The sequence below is a fragment of the Pedobacter foliorum genome (assembly GCF_013266735.1).
GTDB classification, from domain to species: domain Bacteria; phylum Bacteroidota; class Bacteroidia; order Sphingobacteriales; family Sphingobacteriaceae; genus Pedobacter; species Pedobacter foliorum.
In genome coordinates this window covers 43,306-62,005 of sequence record NZ_JABSNU010000013.1, presented here as the reverse complement: position 1 = coordinate 62,005, position 18,700 = coordinate 43,306, and the positions used below count along the sequence as shown (strand labels likewise).

The following is an 18,700-nucleotide window of genomic DNA, read 5'->3' as shown; positions in this document are numbered from 1 at the left end:
AAATAAATATGAGAACTACTATTCAATCTACTTACAACAACATCTTTAAACTCATCATCAGAGCTCCGGAATAGTTACGTCATTTCAAAGCCGGCGGGAGTGTAATTAATCGGAATTAGGGAGCCGCACGACCGCCTGGCTTTGATCCAAGTCCAATCTTTCAACTAACCGACATAAAAACTGATATGAAAAAAACGATACTAACCATCGTCCTGGCCATACTATGCTTAATTTTTAGATTACAAAGTCAGGAGCAGGACACCATCACAGGAACCATATATACACAAGACCGAAAACCTTTAGCGGGTGTTACCATTAAAATCATGGATACCGACATCAGCGCCACGACAGACCAAAACGGTAAATTTTCCCTGGTCAGTAAAACAAAAAAAGGGACTGTCATCTTCTCCTACACCGGATATGAAACTCAGTCCATGGACTATATCATGGGGAGGGAAGACAAATTCAAAATCTTCATGCGAGAGCTCCGGAGCCAGCTGCAGGAAGTCGAGATCAATGCAGGGTACTATACGGTGAAAGAGCGCGAACGGACAGGGTCCATTTCACGCATCAGCTCACAAACGATAGAAAAACAGCCCGTCAACAATCCCTTACAGGCCTTGCAGGGACGAGTTCCGGGTGTCGCCATCACACAACAAACAGGATTGCCAGGGGGTGGCTTCTCCGTTCAAATTAGAGGACGCAACAGCATCACTAGTGGCAATGATCCTTTATATATTGTCGATGGGGTATCTTATCCCTCAACCAACATTTCGTTTAACTACGGAGGCAATATCCTGGGGAATAACGGGGCAAACCCACTGAGCCTATTGAATCCCTATGACATTGAAACCATTGAGGTTTTAAAAGACGCCGATGCAACAGCAATTTACGGCTCAAGAGGTGCCAATGGAGTCATACTCATCAAAACCAAAAAGAACCGGACTGGAGACAGCCGTCTGAATGCGGTTTTCTCACAGGGTGCCGCTGCGGTAGATCGACGAGCCGAACTGCTGAACACCGAACAATACCTGGGAATGCGCCGTGAAGCCTTCAAAAATGACGGTTTAACACCCACCACAAGAGATTTTGATGTGAATGGCACCTGGGCAGCAGATAGCTATACCAACTGGCAAAAAGAACTGATTGGCGGTGCAGCACCCATGACCAATGCCGCGCTCAACCTCAGCGGCAGCTCCGGAAAGATCAGCTACCTGCTGGGTGGAAATTACTATCGCGAAGGAACGGTCTATCCCGGATCATTTGGCTTTAATCGGGGCGGCATGCATTCCAGCCTGGACATAGGCTCCCCAGAGAGCCCCTTCCGGGCCAGCTTCAGCACAAACTATTCGCGTACCAACAGCATCCTGCCCAGAAATGACCTTACCCAATTCCTGGCGCTTGCCCCTAATGCACCTGACCTGTATGATGCCTCCGGGAACTTGAACTGGGCAAACAAAACAGTATACATCAACCCCATGGCCTTAATGCTGCGCACGAACAAAGCGGCAACAGACAACCTGATCGCGAACCTAAACCTAAGCTATAAACTGTGGCGAAATCTAGAACTGAAGGGTTCATTTGGTTACACCACGCAGATCAGAGAGGAATTAAACAAAATCCCTCTTGCTTCATTTGCACCGGTCAACAACGCAACCGCAGCTTCCAGGGTCAGCTATTTCGCCAACGCGCGCAACAACACCTGGCAGGCTGAGCCCCAGCTGAATTACAGCACAAAACTTGGCTCCGGGCGCCTGGAAGCATTAGTTGGTTTGACTTTCCAGGAAAACAGAAATGAAATGAAGGCACTGGAGGCCTCTGGTTTCAGTAGCGACGAGCTCATGGAAAACATCCTATCCGCAGCTAATGTCCTGCCCTACCAGGTCACCTATTCCCAATACCGCTATACCGCTATCTTTGCCCGTTTGAATTATAGTCTGGGTGGAAAGTACTTTATGAACCTGACCGGACGGCGCGACGGCTCAAGCAGGTTTGGACAAGACCGGCAGTTCGCCAATTTCGGAGCCATCGGAGCAGCCTGGATATTTTCCGAAGAAACGCTGTTTAAAGAAAACCTCCGTTTTTTGACCTTTGGCAAGTTGCGAGCAAGCTATGGGATAACCGGTAATGACCAGATTCCTGACTACGGCTACCTGCAGCTATGGTACTCCGGAAATAGTTACCAGGGAAAAGCAACTGTCAGACCCAACACCGGCCGTGTCGGGAACCCCGACTTTGCCTGGGAGACCAACCGGAAACTGGAAGCAGCCGTTCAGCTAGGGTTCTGGCAGGACAAGATCAATCTGGAAGTTTCCTGGTACAGAAACCGCTCATCAAACCAGCTGATTGGAGATCCCCTGCCTTTGAGTACAGGCAGTTCCACCATCACTGCCAACCGCCCGGCCACTATTGAAAACTCAGGACTAGAGATCGGAACAAATTTTAAGCTGATCAACAAAACAAACTTAACCTGGTCAGCCGCATTCAACATGAGTATCCCCAAGAGCAGGCTCATTGCCTATCCCGGACTTGAAAGTTCCGATGATGCCTACAATTACATTATCGGACAACCCTTGTCCATTCGCAGAAATTATCATGTAAATGGGGTTAATCCACAAACAGGATTTTATGACATCGAGGATTATGACGGTAACGGTACCTTAGACGATGTCGACCGCTATCGTTATAAATTTACCGGCCAGTATTTTTTTGGGGGAATCCAGAACTCCCTGCGATATAAACAGTTCAGTTTAGATTTCCTCTTCTCTTTCGTGAAGCAAAACGGCAACAATTACATGAGCACGACCACTTTCACGCCGGGCAGGTGGACACCAGAAACCCCGTATGGCAATCAGCTCACCATCGTTCTGGATAGATGGCAACAGCCCGGTGACCAGTCCCAAGTCCAAAGGTTCAGCACCACCAACAGTGCCAACACCATTTTCAGCGATGCAAAAAATGAAGGTGGCATGGCCATTCAGGACGCTTCCTATATCCGCTTAAAAAATATCTCTGTTTCCTATATTTTACCAGCGAAACTGCTTTCGGCTGTCAGGATCAAACAAGCATCACTGAATATACAAGGACAGAATGTACTCACCTTCAGCAAATACAAGGGACTGGACCCGGAGAGTCTGAGCATGCTCAGCTTACCACCGCTTCGCGTATTTTCTGTGGGTTTAAATCTAACCTTTTAACACTAGGGTCATGAAAAATATCAAACTAATTTACCTCATTTCCGGGGTCATCATTTGCCTTCAATCATCCTGTAAAAAGTTCCTGGACATAGATGCGCCAAAAGACAGCCTATCGGCAGCACAAATATTTAAAAATGATGAAGTCGCAACCTCAGCTGTTACCGGAATTTACAGCGGCATGGCAAATTCAGGATATGCCTCTGGTGGAAATGCCAGCATCACCTCTGTATGCGGCCTGTCATCAGATGAATTTGAAAACTACAATTCGAGCCTGGTGGAATTTTACGAAAACGAACTCCATCCTCAAAATACCAGCATCGGTTCCCTTTACGCATTGCCCTATACCCATATCTATACCGTCAACGCGATCCTGGAAGGGCTGAGTGCTTCTAAAGGCATTAGTGCCACAGTCCGCTCACAACTGGAAGGAGAAGCACATTTTGTACGGGCATTTTGTTATTTCTACCTGGTCAATCTTTTTGGACCCGTGCCACTCCAGCTGAATTCAGACTATCGTGAAAGCCGAAATAATCCCCGCGCACCAGAGGCAGCGGTCTATCAGCAGATTATTGCTGATCTGGAAACAGCAGAACGTCTCCTGACCGATACCTATGTAAGCGGGGAACGCGTCCGGCCGAACCGTGCAGCAGCTGAGGCCCTACTGGCCAGAACTTACCTGTATATGAAAGACTGGCAGAATGCGGAGAAATATGCTTCATTGGTCATCAGCAAATCCAACATATACGACCTGGTCGGTCTTGACGAGGTTTTTATTAAAAACAGCAAAGAAATCATTTGGTCCATTTTTCCCTCCGCAAACACCAACAGCCAGGAGGGCAATTTGTTTATTCTCCAGGGTACTCCCGATTATGTATCCTTAAGAACAAGCTTTGCCAGTACTGCTTTTGAGCCAGATGACAAACGAAAAACTGCCTGGGTCGGAAATTATACAGATCAAACCGGAAGTTATGATTTCCCTTACAAATACAAAGTAAAATCCTCTACAACCATCTCGGAGTATTCTGTAGTCTTCCGTCTGGCCGAACAATACCTGATTCGGGCCGAAGCCAGGGCGAGGCAAAACAAACTGACCGAAAGCGCGACCGATCTGGACCAGATCAGACACAGGGCCGGGCTTCTGCCTATCAAAAACACTCATTCTGATATCAATCAAATCCAGTTGTTAACCGCCATTCAGCATGAACGCCAGACAGAACTTTTTGCAGAATGGGGTCACCGCTGGTTTGACTTGAAACGGAGCGGGCTGAGCACGGCCATACTTTCCCCTTTAAAGGCTGGTTGGAAGTCCACTGACATCCTTTACCCGATTCCAACGGATGAAATCAGCAGAAATCATCAAATCAATCAAAACGAAGGGTATTAAACCTACATGTACACCTAAACAGCGCCTCAAAGTGCGCTGCTTAATAAAATTCATTTCATGAAAACCATACATTACATGAGCCTGATAACGGGCCTATTCTTACTATTTACTGCAAAGTTAAACGCACAACACATTCAGAAAGACGCTATCTTTTCAGGTACATTTAAGTACAGTAAAAAAAAGCAACCTGACAGTGTATTGGTCTGGACCTATCCCAACGCGAATTTTTGGGATTCTTCGGTTGATTACAAGGCCAAAGTCAACAATGACGGAACTTTTAGTTTCCGTATTCCTGCATTAGATAAGCCCCTGTTTTTTGTGATCAAAGTTCTTCAGGCAGACCGCGTCGAGACCTTGGGATGGTTTTCGCTTTCCTGGTATGCCGAACCTGGGGACGACATTCATATAGCCCTCACAGAAACCGCCGGAGACGATAATTTATTATTCACCGGAAAGGGTGCTGCTAAATACAACCTCATTGCAGCATTGCAAAGAGTAAAAGATAATTTCACTAGCCTATACACTGAACTCAAAGAATCGGATACCCCAACAGAGGTTCAGCAAAAGCTGGATAAGCTGGCCAGCTTGTTAAAAACAAACATGCAGAAAAAACAACAACTTATCGACAGCTCTGAGGTGCAAATCAGCCCTTCAATGCGAAAATTGATCGATTACCAGTTTGCCCGGTACGATACCGAATGGGGCGACTACATCAGTGACGGTTACAGAGTAGCTTATCATAAAAAGGGACCTGAGGTGCAGCAGATCCTTAAGGCAGCTTTTAACCAAACCTTCTTTGATACCGAACAAGAGCAGGATACGCAAAGCCTCTTAAGCCCGGAGCATTTCAGTGGGCTGCTGAGGCACTATAAAACCGAAGCATTGCTGAAGGGCTCCGGCAAAGGTGCGGACCTTCGGACATTTTATGAGCTGTTGAAACATCATACAGGCCAACCTGAAATCAAGGAAAGGCTGCTGAGCCAGTTTCTTATGGATGGAAAATCATTACAATACATCTCCCGTTATGACCCCATAACTTACGACTCTCTGGTCATCGATGCCAGTCCATTCCTAACCTCTAAGCAGGGAAAAGAAATCATGTCCAAAAAAACTAAACTGGCGAAAGGGAGGCCATTTTATGATACTGACTTCACCGATCTCCAGGGCAATGTTTTTAATACCTCGGCATTAAAAGGTAAAGTATTTATCATTGATATGTGGGGGACCGGCTGTGGTGGCTGCGCACAGTTCCATCATCTATTTGAATCACAGGTCTGGCCAGCTTTAAAGGACCAGAAAGAATTCAAATTTTTAAGTGTCAACACAGACAAGGACAGAAAAAGATGGATAGAAAGCCTGAACACCGGAACCTACACCTCAAAAGCATATCTGAATGTGTTCACGGGAGCAGGAACTGGTTTGCTAGGCCATTCCCTCTCAAAATATTATGAGGTAAATGCAGCTCCCTTTGTATTGCTCGTAGATAAGCAACATCAAATCGTTGCTAAACTAACCGGTTATTTCACACCAAAAGAGCTGCTTCGGCTTATCAATAAAGCCATTTCAGAAAGATAGACCAGGCAATATTAGCCCATACGATATATCACCAAAAATTTATCATAAATGGCAATGAGGTTATGGTCAGTAACCTCAAACTGACGCACATTTAGCCCTTGATACTTTGGCAGGTAGAAACTATAAATGTACCTGCCACTGTTCCCTTCATAAACATCGATTGATTCCTGTTTGCGTCGACTGGAAGCACTTTCATTATCAGCTTTTAGTCCGGATTGGATATAAACACGGTTTCCACTGACAGTAAAATATTTGTTGACCATTGTAGGCAATCCGGCCGGAGATTTTCGCAATATAGCCCCTCCATTCTTAAGCCGCTGGTTATACATGTTAACCCTAATTTTTGCCCACTGCACCGTATCAATGGTCTTGGCTTTATAACGTAAATTCAAGTTTGTATCCAGACACAAAAAAGTGCCGCGGTAAAAATACATATAGTACAGTCTGGCGGCTTTTGCATCATAATGGAGCCAGCCATCAGCACAAAAAATGCCATCCACTTGTGGCGGCAAGTCGTAATACTGACCAGGCGATGCCTGCTGAGCAAGGGAGATCTTCAACAGTTCAAGACGATTTTCCAACTTATTTTTCACAAATGACCTTACCACCAGTGTATTGCCGGAAAATGACCTGGGCTCATCAAAACTCTTTCCGGATAACTTCCAAAACTGGTTTCGGGAAGAGGACATCGCAGCGATTTCACCAATCCCATTGGTCATATGAACTGTCGTATCCCATCGGTCAAAATTCACATTCCCGCCCTGCTTGTTGAACTTGATAGGCACTACTAACTTAATTTTTCTGACATGTCCTCTTACCGGATCTATGACATATTGCATCGTCGCATTGTTGTAATCTTTCAGATAGATCATACTGTCAGGTTTCCATGCAAAGCCAAAGCCAGGATCGGGGAACTGGAACACTCGTGATAACCTGAATTTCTGAGCAATGAGTTTTCTGTTGAAGGCATTTCTTGTATTTTGTTGGCTTCGTTGAAAGAATAAGATCAACATCATGATACAAAAAGAGATGATGAACAGAATAATACCAATCTTTTTCATTGGGGTAAAATTAAAATCTCCACTCAGGCCATTGCCCAAGCGGAGATTGGTACTATTAATTAAACTTCTCTGATACTGGCAGATTAGTAACCCTAATCTTAGTGCCTGATTCTCCAGGCTGTGTCCATACAAATTGCTGAGGAATTGCGGTACTACATAGCGTCACAGCTCCGTTACAACTGTAAGGGGTATTGTTTGGATTTGGACCATAAAAAGTTGTTGCATTAGTGGTCAATGCTCCGCCTATAGCAACTGTTGCTAATAAAGTGGCAAAAAATAATCTTTTCATTTTATTTATTGTTTTGTTAATTGCCTACTAGGTTACAGGTGTTCGGCCTCTCCTGATTCATGCGCATAGAATATGTTTAAAGGCGATTTTTCTATTTTTTAGGTTTTGGCTGCATCAAAATGCCTGTGACCGCCAAAGCGACAAAAGCCACATTAAAGACCAGATGTTGCTTCCAGCTCATATGCGCGAGCACCCCCCCACAGCTGCATGGAATATTTTCACTAAAATTGAGGATCGCGATGATGTAAGCAGTAAACAGGCTCATCAATCCGAGAGCGGCAAACAATCCCAAGGAGGTGGTTTTCGAAATCAGGAGTAGGATGGCAATAAGAATTTCAGCTACCGGAACCAGCCAGGCCAGTACCCCGGCAAAGTCCGTAAGTATCGGCGATTTTGAAATCTGCAACTCAAATTTCCGATAATCCAGCAGTTTGGCAGCAGCAGCATACAGAAACAACAGGATAAAGCAATAGCAGATGACATCTATTAGGCTTTGCCGAATTCTGGCTAGCCCCAGGGATGGATGACTTCGAGTCGTGGATTTCATAAGAGATGATTTGATTAATCCTAAATTGACTATTCATGTGCTAAAATCACCCGGTTTTGGCTTCTAAAAAAGCAGTTATTTAATGGATAAATTGCAGTTAAAAAAAGAATTTCTTTCGGGCCGGATTACCATTTCTTTGTAGATAAGCTAATTCTCCTTTCGTAATTTCCCTAACCTGTCCACCGACATGCCCATATATTCAGCAATATATTGCAGCTTTGCATGTGGAAATATTTCATTCAGCGCTTCCCGTTCTTCCAGGTACCTTTCCCTGGTGTTAAGGTTCCGGATGTTGTCACCATGTACTAGTCGCATCATTTCATTATCCGCCCTGATCTTTTCGGTTATCGTTTCAGTTTCTTTAAACGTCGTTTTTAAATCCGACAAGTTCTGGTAGCTCATAAGCACCGCCCTGCAATCCTTTATCACCTCGATTGTGCTATGAGAGGGCTCCTGGCTGAAAAAGCCAGGACTAGTATACAAAAAACTTCGCTCCTTCCAGAACCAGGCGGTACTTTCGCTGTAGCTAATTGCATTCACCCTAATCTCGCGAGCGATGCCACCTATCGTAAACCAGATCAATTGCTGAACCTCATTGAAGTTGAGTATTCTGCTTCCTCTTTTGTATTCTGTTTCAAATAATATAGGTTTGACTAGCCGCTTGAATCTTGTGCTTAGCGGCTGTATCTTTTCCATTTTATCGATTAACAGTTCAAATGCTTCGTCAGAAATAGGCTTCATGGATTGTACTTTAAATGGTTTTCAAATCCAATCGCTTCCTGCCAGGCAGATGTCAGCCCTAACAACCGCACCAATTCAATCTTATTTCTGGAACTGGTTTTCTGGAAGATCTTGCGGATATGGGCATCCACCGTTTTCTTAGAAATGAACAGAATTCGCCCCATTTCCTTATAAGTGAGTCCCTGGCACACCAGCCTTGCGATTTCCTGTTCACGGACACTGAGCTGATAGTCAGTACATTTTTTACTGAAATTACTAATTTGAATATCCCGATGGTTAAGTTGCCTTTCATATTGAATGCGGTCCCGGTCAATCGATCGTTTCAACGATAATGCCGTAACCAGGATAAATCCGGCATTGGTTACCAAAACCTCAATCCATTGACTGATATTAAAGTAAGCAAACACAGACAAGCAAACCCATGGGAAAACGGCGAAGTAAACGCTAAGTATTTCCATTTTACCAGAAATACCATCTGCTTCTTTTTTTACTTTGAATTCCCTTTTGATCGCATCCAATATGGCCCACAATAAATACAAAGAATAAATAAAAGGAATGATGAGTCCATAATTTATCGCAAAATCCAAATTCTCATTAAAGGAATAGATCAGCACAAAAAAAACAAAGTATGGTCCCAGCAAGAAGACCGTAGTTCCATAAAGTGCCTGAAAGCGCAAGTATCGGAGGTTAAAACTTTTGTAAAAGTAATACGGAAAATAAGCTGCGATTAGAAAACCGGCGCCATAAGCAACAGTATTCTGCAGGCTTAGACTGAAAGGAATATCCGGATCAGGGAAAAGCCCCCCAGTGATATTATAAAAAATAAGCAGACCAAGTAAAATGAGGTACCAAAGTCGCGGTTTATCATGAGGGGCCAAACGATAGTGGTAGAACTGTACCGCCAGCATCATCAGCTCAAGCAGGATAAATAAAAGCGTAGTTACATGCATTTCAGAATTAAAGACTAACATAGGGAGATGTTTAGGCAATGATTAGAAAGATTTGTTCAGCTATTTTAAGGAATGTGCCGTAAAAAAAGCAGACGATAGCCGATATCCAGCTCATGAAAAACCTGGAAGCCGTTTTTTTCATACCAGGGGATATTTTTTAAGGTCGAGGTTTCCAGGTAAAAGGGACGCTGCATGTTGCTAGCATCCGCAATGAGTGTCTTTAACAGGTCAGAGCCTCTACCTTCCTGCTGATGTTTGGGATCAACGGCAATAAACCAGAGGTAATAAATAGATTTCTGCTGATGTTGCTGATTGATCAGCCTTTCCCTTTTCAGGACTTTAAACAGATTTTGCATACCAGTCACCCCGAGAATCAGGCGAAGGTCAAGTACCAAAGTGCCAAAAGAAAATTTCTTTTGATCGGGAAACAGGATAAGGGCACAACAATGACCATCTTCAGTGGTTACCACTTTCCCGAACCTTTCACATATACTATAGGAATACTCCATTAATCGCCTGATTTTAATCATACGATTATTATCTTGTTGAACGATGTAGTTGACACTTTGGTTATCCTGAAAAGCTGCCGTCAGGATATCGATGAAATGTGCTTTGCTTCTGAATGTTGCCATTGTTTATTCTTAGGGATCAAAAATCAAACTGCTTTTGGTATTGGCTGTCCGCAGATAACATGTTATTTTTATGTGCGAGGAATGCGCTTGATATTTTTCATATTAACAGCAGGAATTTATAATTAATTTCAGAAAGCTCAATCATTCTGCTCTATTTTTTACGTAGATAAGTAGCTTACCGTGATGAAATGCAGTCTGACTTACTTAGAGATTTATCATTCCCTACGCCCTTGCATTTCTTAGTGATTTTAGTATTACTGGTGGTCAATCCTATAAACATGTAACTTCCCGTCCACTTGGTGTAAAAAATTTACCTGTCTAGAATTACGGTTTTAGCTTTCCATTGTGAAAAGAAAAAAAATCCAGGTACTGAAGCTTCACCCAAAGGCATTGCTAAGGACACCGCAATTTTCAGTGGACGCGGAGTTGAACAGTTGCTGGGAGGATCTTAAAGTTTCTATTTCACATGCTGCTCCTGGATTTTACAGTTTGATTAAAAATATAGATTATGCTGGACTTCAATTGGCCTCCGAGCAAGTGCAATATACCGTATGGAAATATTTCAACAGGGCTAGATACCGAGCTACACCTTTCGGCAGCTTTGCGGGCGTTGGTATTTTAGATTTGGTACGCAATCACAATACTACCACAAAGGTGGCTTCAAAGCAGCATTTACACCATTTCAGGGACTGGTCTCTTGCTGATATGACCATCCCTTTTACGTCCCCAATTGAAGATTTATTTTTTTTCGCCAATAGCAGTTACTATGTTTTTCAAAGCTCCATTAGGTATTTGAGCCGCTTTAACGACATTTACCAGCTATCAGAAATTGAATCGGATCCTGCGATTTTGGACATTATAAAGCTCTGCCAAACTCCGATTTCCTACCGGAAGCTAATCGATGTATTGGCAGACAAAATGTGCAAAGAATTGGTGGAGATGCGGCTCATGGATTTAGTGGAGGTTCAACTACTATTAACCAATAGACAAACAAATATTATTGGAGAAGATTACTTCAAACGACTGAATACCAATCCTATTCCCACAAATAAGGAATATGTTATTGCAGAACGGAAGGTTATTGATAGTGGTTCAACTCTTTCGCACTTCAGCCATCTCCCTGAACTGATTAGCAGGTTGAATAGTTTGGGCAAGTCTACTGAGATACCAGCACTTGAAAAGTTTACTTCCCAGTTCGCAAGAAAGTTCGGAGAAGATTTCGTACCGGTTATGCGGGCACTAGATCCAGAAATTGGCGTGGGATATGATCGCCTGGAGAAAACAAATGGCGCTGAGGACGTCCTTTTCTCGTCGTTTAGCACACGCACTTCCCGATCGAATGATTTACAAAAGTTAAAAACTCATTTACTGAACTTCCTTGGTGGCAGCACAGCGCTTTGGCCTTCGGCCTTAAAGCTGGAGGACTTGATTATGGAAAATAACTCTAAAGCGTCTCTCCTTCCGAACTCCATAACTATAATAGCTTCTTTTGTAAATGAATTTGTCCATATCGAATCTATTGCAGGTTGTACGACAAATGCTGTTTTGGGAAGATTTTCTATGTGTGGGAAATCCTATACTGGCTTTTGCCGTGAGATTGCAGATCTTGAGCAAAATGCCAATCCAGAGGTGCTGTTCTTCGATATTGGCTATACTGGGGAAACTAAAGTCGACAACATTAACCGGCGGGCTTCAATCTATGACTTCCAGCTGAACTTATTGAATTATGACACGTCAGCAGACCCCTTGACCCTTGATGACATCCTGCTTTCTATTCAGGGAAACGAGCTGTTATTGTACTCTCGTAAACTGAACAAGCGATTGATACCAAGGGTGTCTAGCGCATACAATTACAGCCGTTCTCAGCTCGCCATTTTTAGGTTATTGTGTGACTTGCAGCACCAGGGTATACAGACGGATCTCAATTTGAATTTGAGAGACCTTTTCCCGGGCTTGTCTTACTATCCCAGGCTGACGTTTAAAAATATTATTGTTTCTCCAGCCTCCTGGCTAGTTGAGATCAAGCACCTTCATTTGGAGAAAGGAGCTATTATCTGTTCCCTAAAAAATTACCTTACCACGGCCGGTGTTTCCCAAATATTTAGAGTTGGGGACACCGATCAGAGCCTATGTTTTGATCAGCATAGAGACGAGGACATGATGGCTTTTCACAAATACCTTAAAAAACATAAACGGTTTTATTTGAGCGAATCTTCGGTGACTGGCTTTGCTCAGGACGCCTCGGGTCATTCCTATTCCGCCCAGATGGTTTTGTCTATAACACATCAACAAAAAATTTATGATGGAATGGGCTTGGTCTCAGCCGCTGAGCTTGAATCACAACCAGTAGCCTTATTTCCTCCCGGAAGCAAATGGTACTATTTCCAGATCTATTGTCACCATACCAGGGCTGATGAATTACTGTTAGAGGTTATCAATCCAGTCCTTACTGAGTTTCGCCTTGTTATCGAGAAATGGTTTTTTATCCGATATGACGACAATGGCCATCATCTTCGCCTACGCATATGTTTGAAGGATGTTAACTCTGGAATGCAGCTGACTGCTCGTCTTTCTGCATTACTGAACCCATATCTCCAATCAGGAATAGTCCCTGATTGGAGGATAAGTACTTACAAACGGGAGATTCAGCGTTATAGTGCTATCCTAATAGATCGGGTGGAAAATCACTTCTGTATTGATAGCGAGTCAGTTCTATTTCTGCTTTCCTTACCAATAGATACTTTTGAAAAGTACCGGCTTTGCGAGCACATCTTTAACAGAATAATAAACTCAGGGCTTTTTAGTATTGAAAAGTTGAGCACATTAATTCAGTCAATCCGTGATTCTTTTATTCTAGAATTTAAAGTAGCTCCGGAAGGCTTTAAACGGTTAAACGAGATGATCCGAAAATTCGAGCAGACCAATCCAGATACGTCTTACCCCCGGCGTGAAGACTTCATTAATTCTTATTGCCAGTCATTGGTGAGTACCTTAAAGTTCTGTGAAGATGAAAAAAGAGATAAATTATTTTCAGATTTGCTGCACATGCATATGAACAGATTATTTTCAACCCAGCAGCGCAGCCATGAATTCCAGATTTACCACCTATTTTTTAGGATGTTAAAAAAAAGGACTATCTAAGTTTTAACTACAAAAAAGAGTGAACAGGTTTAGTGCAAAAAAAGCACTTAGTAGCCATCACTTTAGACAAAAAAAACTGAGCTTATACAGCGTGAATAAAAAATTCAGAACCCAGCGTTACCCCTATTCTATTTATTGACAGTGGAATCCCCCCTTTACTACCATCCGTTTTTCAGATGATTTTTTTATAAATTGCAGATAATCAAACCTATGATTATGAAAAATATATTAAATTGTGTCATTATTGACGATGATCCAGATGCGATCGAGGTGCTGCGAGACTACATAGCGGAATTTCCTGGTTTAAAATTAGTTCAGATGTATACCAATCCAGCTATTGCCTTAGCAAATGTTATCGCAGATCAGGCTGATCTGTTTTTTTTGGATATAGACATGCCCGGTATTTCAGGTATCCAAATAGCTGAGCGTCTAAAAGAACGAGAAGGAACTATTGTTTTTACCACCGCACATGCTGAATATGCAGTAAAATCTTATGATTTAATGGTTAAGTATTACCTGCTGAAACCAATTGACTTTGGCAAGTTTGCTTCAGTTGTTTCTGATGTAATTTCCTTAAACTACATTAAGCCAGATAGCTCTGATGTCAGCGATGACGCTATATACGTCCGTACCGGTGAGCGCGGTAAAGTAACCAAAGTACTAAAGTCCGACATTCTATATATCCAGGCAGCTGGCAACTATGTACAGCTACTACTGCAAGACAAAAACCACACCACTTACATGACGCTTTCTGAAATGGCAGATGAATTGGGTGATGACAGCAGGTTCTACCGTGTTCATAAATCTTATATTATCAATGAAGATTATGTCGAACGCGTAATTGGCAATATTATAGACCTGGGTAAATACCAGGTACCCATGAGCAGTCAGTACAAGAACAGCTTCAGGAGTTATCTTGAACAAAAGACGCTCGTCTCCAAGCGTCTTTAAATCAACCATTCATTGTAAGTCTGAACGACGCTTACTTACTAGCCTTGTACCACCAGAGGTAATCGTTAAGCTTGACAATGTCGGATCCCCATCAGGCCAGTCTGCCTGCTGATCCTGCCTGAAAACGAATACTGTTTTCCGGACAATTTTAATGCTTCTGATCTTTTTCATCTTGGAAATTAATTCAATTGAAAACCAATTAGGTTTTTTTTACATGAACCTCATAATGACTTACATGAAAAGAATAAATACATTAACCGAACATGTCTGTGCTTGGATGAATCGGAATCGTTTTCACTTTTTAGTCTGGGGTATTTTTATCGTACTCGAATCATTAATGATATCATTAGCCACCGGCATTTACGGAGATTTCCTCAGCTATTTACTACACTACGCAATAAACATAGGTCTGTTCTATGTTAATGCACAAGTGGTGCTCCCTAAAGCATTGAAGAAACCAATCCGCAGATTGTGGCTTACCCCTTTACTAATTGCATTGGAGGTTTTGCTCTACCTGGCGATTAGTTATGTAATAGATCTGTTGCTGGCAAGTTTTGCGTCTGGCACCTCTATAAATAATGTTCCTATTAATCGGCATTTCCTTTACGGCAGTATATGGAGAGCGCTGGAATTCCTCGGTTTCTCTTGGGGATATTATTATCTGAGCAATTACTTTAAACAGTTAAAGACTACTGCAATGCTGGAAAATCAGGCTTTGGAGCGAATCATCGTAGAAAATGAGATGACAATAGAACTGGCTCGGACTAAAAATGCTTACCTGCGGGCGCAGGTTAATCCCCACCTTTTATTTAACACCCTCAATTTCATTTTTAACCAGGTTCGTAAAAACAATACAATCGTAGCAGGTGCCGTTCTGCTGCTTTCTGAAATCATGAGGTTTGCCATTGAACAGGATCAAGAATCAGGTTTAAAGCCTTTGAAAGAGGAAATTAAGCAAACACGCAACCTAATCAATCTTTGGCAAATCCGGCAACGCGAACCAAATTACATTGATTTTGAAGTAGCGGGAGACATCGAAAATTTTTCTTTTCTACCCTTGGTGTTGCTGACCTTAACAGAGAACGTCTTTAAGCATGGCGATTTAACCAAACACGATCATCCTACAAACATATCGATTACTTTAGAAGATGGTCTATTCCGGATGGTTACCGACAACCTCATTGCTGCTAAACAACCCAATGAAGGTTTTCATTCGGGACTGGATAATATTCGTCAAAGACTAGCTTATACTTTCTCTGAGGCCGCAAGCATTAAATATGAGATCACAGATCGTAATCATTTTCTTGTTGTTATCGATTTGCGGCTATCTGAATAGCCCCAATTCAGTTAATTGTTTTACTAGCGAACCTGATGTTATTTATCATCGCGATAAGATACTGTTGTCAATATACTTTTATCCAATGCTCAATTAAAACAACTATGCGGGCCAGCGATTAAAATATGCTGCTCATCTTATATAGAGCTGTATCTATCTTCAATCTATTAACCGACTGAATAACAAATCAATTACTTTAACAACATCAATGTACCCTGTAAGCAGATTTCTTATTTTATTGTCGAATTGATGAGTATTTGCCAGATATCATCAACTTAATATTACAATTATTTCTTCCTTTTCCATTACTTTTGCCGCACTTTCGATTTATATCCAAAAAACTATATCAAGAACTAGCCCCTATTTGAAAGATTTACCATGAACTACACCTATATTTCCGGACTAACACTAGCAACCTTAATCATCTCAATTTACTTCATTAAGTCGTATAAAAAATTTTCGCAGTATCAAATGCCTTTTTTAAAAGCCTTCAATCCAACCTATGATGTTGATCGCTATCATGCAGATGAACTAAAAAAGAGTATAATGCCGATTCTATCTGAACTTGAAACAAGTCGCATGGCTAATTTTATAAACCTCTGGAAAAAGAAGTTTGAAAACAATGCCTTAACCATTGAAGATGTAAAATTCTTGAACGAGCAACTTGTTGCAGGCAATACCAATCAAGTTAATGGAATTTTAGCTATACATCCAAAAGCCATAGAAATGTATAACACACTAAATGAAACATTAAATTCAATAGAAAAAGAGGCTTTTCAAGAAGAGCTAGTGGAAGTATAAGCACTTATTTAGGAGCATAATTTTGAAACTTTTGTAAAGTAACATCTCATATTCATAGCTTAATTACTCATTGACATTGAAAACAAGCCTATAGCCCCGGCCTTCAATATTTTTATATTTAAATTGCCTCTTTTTGGCAAATGTGGCACCATTATATACAAAATACCATAGGTTCTCCCATTGTGTATAATGATGTAAGCTTTTGAAAAATTATAAAGGTTCCGCCGTTCCCTATTTATTTTCACATTAGAGAATGAGGGAAATTTCGCAATATCTCATAATGTTATTAAAATTGCTATTTTTGTAATGACCATTAAGATAATGGCTGTTAAAATAATACAGTATGAAATTCTACGGCAGAAAGAAGGAACTTGAAATACTCCAAATCAACGAAGGACAATCCAAAAAGACGGCCTGTTTTACGGTAATGGTGGGTCGCAGGCGGATTGGAAAAACCTCACTTTTACTGGAATCTGTTAAAAACCAGCGTTATTTGTATTTATTTGTTTCCCGAAAAAATGAGCAGCTACTGTGTGCTCAATTTCAGAAAGAGGCTCAAGAGGCCTTAGGGATACAAATATTCGGGACAATTACAACGTTTAAGGATATTTTCGAACAACTGTTAATCTACTCGACCAACCAACACTATACCTTAATCATTGACGAATTCCAGGAATTTGATTATGTCAATTCTGCTATTTTCAGCGACATCCAGCACCTTTGGGATAAACACAAAGACAAAGCAAAAATTAATTTCATTGCATGTGGTTCTATTTATTCTATGATGCTGAGAATCTTCGAAGATCGAAAAGAACCATTATTTGGTCGTTTAACTTCTAAAATCATACTCCAACCCTTCTCTGTAAGTACAATAAAGGAGGTTTTAATAGATTACAACCCAAAATATACATCAGAAGATCTGCTATGTATGTACGCCATTACTGGCGGAGTAGCCAAGTACATAACATTGCTTATGGAAGCCGGAGCGACAACAAAAGTGCGAATATTTGATCTGGTTACTCGTCGCGACTCTCCTTTTCTTTCAGAAGGGAAAGATCTGCTTGTGTCAGAATTTGGCAGGGAATATGGCACCTATTTTTCAATACTCCAATTGATTGCATCAGGAAAGACAACTCAAACTGAGATGGATTCGATTGTCGGGAAGAATACTGGAGCATATTTAGTTAATCTGGAAAAGGAATATTCTATGATTAGTAAAAACAAGCCTATGTTTGCAAAACCTGAGAGTAGAAAAACACGATGGAGTATCAGTGACAATTATCTGCGGTTTTGGTTCAGATTTATCTATCCAAACCAGTCCATGCTTGAATTGGGAAAACATGAACTACTCCGGGAGTATATAATTCAAAACTATGAACAGTATAGTGGTTTGATCCTAGAAAAATATTTTAAAGAAAAGTTGACTGAAAGTACAAGAATCACTGCAATAGGTAGTTATTGGGATAATAAAGGTCAAAACGAAATTGACTTGATTGCCGTTAATGATCTTGATAAGACAGCTATCGTAGCGGAGATTAAACGTAATCCAAAAAAAATCAACCTGAATTCACTAACAATCAAGGTTCAGGCTTTGCAAAAGGAGTTAGCCAAATACAAGATTCAGCTATTGGGTCTTTCCATGGAGGATATGTAGTTGACCAAAATAGCGTATTGACTGGTAAGCCCTAGAAATAAAAACACAAAATAATGAAATGGTTTTTATTTATGGGAAAGGGAATTGGGCGGAAAAACCAAAATGATTAAGTGATTTTGATGGTCAAGTACGATCTCCATATTTTATTTTGATTAAAAGCCAGCGACCTCTGTAAAACACGGCTTTTATACACTTACGGCGCCTTTGGTTTCCTTCAAAAAAGCCCTGCTGGCGATTTCAGCAGCACACAATTATAACCTATACAAGACCGGCATTCCCTAAGATTATTGAGCAAAATTTAAATAAAGTATGATTTTGTCTTCCATAATTTCAACTTTCTACCCTTGGCAGATAATGTAAACTCCCATAGATTTACAGGTTAAAGCAGCCTTCCTATTTCCTGATCTTTTCATTACCAACCTAATTTTCCTGTAATTTTCT

General features: G+C 41.5%; 15 protein-coding genes. 8 read left to right on the top strand and 7 right to left on the bottom strand.

The annotated features are described in order from the left end of the window. Window positions 1-185: 185 nt before the first annotated feature. The 3 genes from HQN83_RS20540 to HQN83_RS20530 are packed head-to-tail and all read left to right on the top strand — an operon-like array spanning window position 186 to window position 6,156. Window positions 186-3,197, top strand: coding sequence for a SusC/RagA family TonB-linked outer membrane protein (locus HQN83_RS20540; protein WP_173092897.1), 3,012 nt, complete (start codon window positions 186-188; stop codon window positions 3,195-3,197). A 10-nt stretch (window positions 3,198-3,207) separates the two neighbouring features. Beyond that, on the top strand, window positions 3,208-4,581 hold the full coding sequence (locus HQN83_RS20535; RefSeq protein WP_173092895.1) for a RagB/SusD family nutrient uptake outer membrane protein: 1,374 nt from the start codon (window positions 3,208-3,210) through the stop codon (window positions 4,579-4,581). Window positions 4,582-4,638: 57 nt separating this feature from the next. Further along, complete coding sequence (locus HQN83_RS20530) at window positions 4,639-6,156, top strand: TlpA family protein disulfide reductase (RefSeq protein ID WP_173092893.1); 1,518 nt, start codon at window positions 4,639-4,641, stop codon at window positions 6,154-6,156. An 11-nt stretch (window positions 6,157-6,167) separates the two neighbouring features. On the opposite strand, the gene HQN83_RS20525 is transcribed toward HQN83_RS20530, so the two are convergent. The 6 genes from HQN83_RS20525 to HQN83_RS20500 all read right to left on the bottom strand — a co-directional run bounded on the left by HQN83_RS20525 (window position 6,168) and on the right by HQN83_RS20500 (window position 10,376). Next, on the bottom strand, window positions 6,168-7,217 hold the full coding sequence (locus tag HQN83_RS20525; protein ID WP_173092891.1) for a hypothetical protein: 1,050 nt from the start codon (window positions 7,215-7,217) through the stop codon (window positions 6,168-6,170). Window positions 7,218-7,272: 55 nt separating this feature from the next. After that, on the bottom strand, window positions 7,273-7,506 hold the full coding sequence (locus tag HQN83_RS20520; RefSeq protein WP_173092889.1) for a hypothetical protein: 234 nt from the start codon (window positions 7,504-7,506) through the stop codon (window positions 7,273-7,275). Window positions 7,507-7,597: 91 nt separating this feature from the next. Beyond that, the gene (locus HQN83_RS20515) at window positions 7,598-8,053 is read right to left on the bottom strand and encodes a MauE/DoxX family redox-associated membrane protein (RefSeq protein WP_173092887.1); all 456 of its coding nucleotides are present in this window, start codon (window positions 8,051-8,053) and stop codon (window positions 7,598-7,600) included. Between the two features lie 147 nt (window positions 8,054-8,200). Continuing rightward, entirely contained in the window at window positions 8,201-8,794 is a 594-nt protein-coding gene (locus tag HQN83_RS20510; RefSeq protein ID WP_173092885.1) for a cyclic nucleotide-binding domain-containing protein, read from the bottom strand. After that, window positions 8,791-9,765 carry a helix-turn-helix domain-containing protein gene (locus HQN83_RS20505; protein ID WP_173092883.1) on the bottom strand — a complete coding sequence of 325 codons (975 nt, stop codon included), beginning with the start codon at window positions 9,763-9,765 and terminating at the stop codon, window positions 8,791-8,793. The genes HQN83_RS20510 and HQN83_RS20505 overlap by 4 nt, the downstream gene beginning before the upstream one ends. A 44-nt stretch (window positions 9,766-9,809) precedes the next feature. Further along, on the bottom strand, window positions 9,810-10,376 hold the full coding sequence (locus tag HQN83_RS20500; RefSeq protein ID WP_173092881.1) for a GNAT family N-acetyltransferase: 567 nt from the start codon (window positions 10,374-10,376) through the stop codon (window positions 9,810-9,812). Between the two features lie 345 nt (window positions 10,377-10,721). On the opposite strand from HQN83_RS20500, the gene HQN83_RS20495 reads away from it, so the two are divergent. Beyond that, window positions 10,722-13,517: a lantibiotic dehydratase gene (locus HQN83_RS20495; protein WP_173092879.1), complete on the top strand. Its 2,796-nt coding sequence runs from the start codon at window positions 10,722-10,724 to the stop codon at window positions 13,515-13,517. A 216-nt stretch (window positions 13,518-13,733) separates the two neighbouring features. After that, on the top strand, window positions 13,734-14,468 hold the full coding sequence (locus HQN83_RS20490) for a LytR/AlgR family response regulator transcription factor (protein ID WP_173092877.1): 735 nt from the start codon (window positions 13,734-13,736) through the stop codon (window positions 14,466-14,468). Between the two features lie 9 nt (window positions 14,469-14,477). Here HQN83_RS20490 and HQN83_RS20485 read toward each other — a convergent pair whose 3' ends face one another. Then, on the bottom strand, window positions 14,478-14,639 hold the full coding sequence (locus HQN83_RS20485; RefSeq protein ID WP_173092875.1) for a hypothetical protein: 162 nt from the start codon (window positions 14,637-14,639) through the stop codon (window positions 14,478-14,480). A gap of 64 nt (window positions 14,640-14,703) precedes the next feature. Here HQN83_RS20485 and HQN83_RS20480 point away from each other — a divergent pair, with 64 nt between their 5' ends. The 3 genes from HQN83_RS20480 to HQN83_RS20470 all read left to right on the top strand — a co-directional run bounded on the left by HQN83_RS20480 (window position 14,704) and on the right by HQN83_RS20470 (window position 18,259). Then, window positions 14,704-15,804 (top strand): sensor histidine kinase, encoded by a 1,101-nt coding sequence (locus HQN83_RS20480; RefSeq protein ID WP_173092873.1) that lies wholly within the window; start codon window positions 14,704-14,706, stop codon window positions 15,802-15,804. A gap of 378 nt (window positions 15,805-16,182) precedes the next feature. After that, a complete protein-coding gene (locus tag HQN83_RS20475) occupies window positions 16,183-16,605 on the top strand; it encodes a hypothetical protein (RefSeq protein WP_173092871.1) in 423 nt (140 codons plus the stop codon). 343 nt (window positions 16,606-16,948) lie between these two features. Next, window positions 16,949-18,259, top strand: a complete 1,311-nt coding sequence (locus HQN83_RS20470; RefSeq protein WP_173092869.1) for an ATP-binding protein — start codon at window positions 16,949-16,951, stop codon at window positions 18,257-18,259. Window positions 18,260-18,700 lie beyond the last annotated feature (441 nt).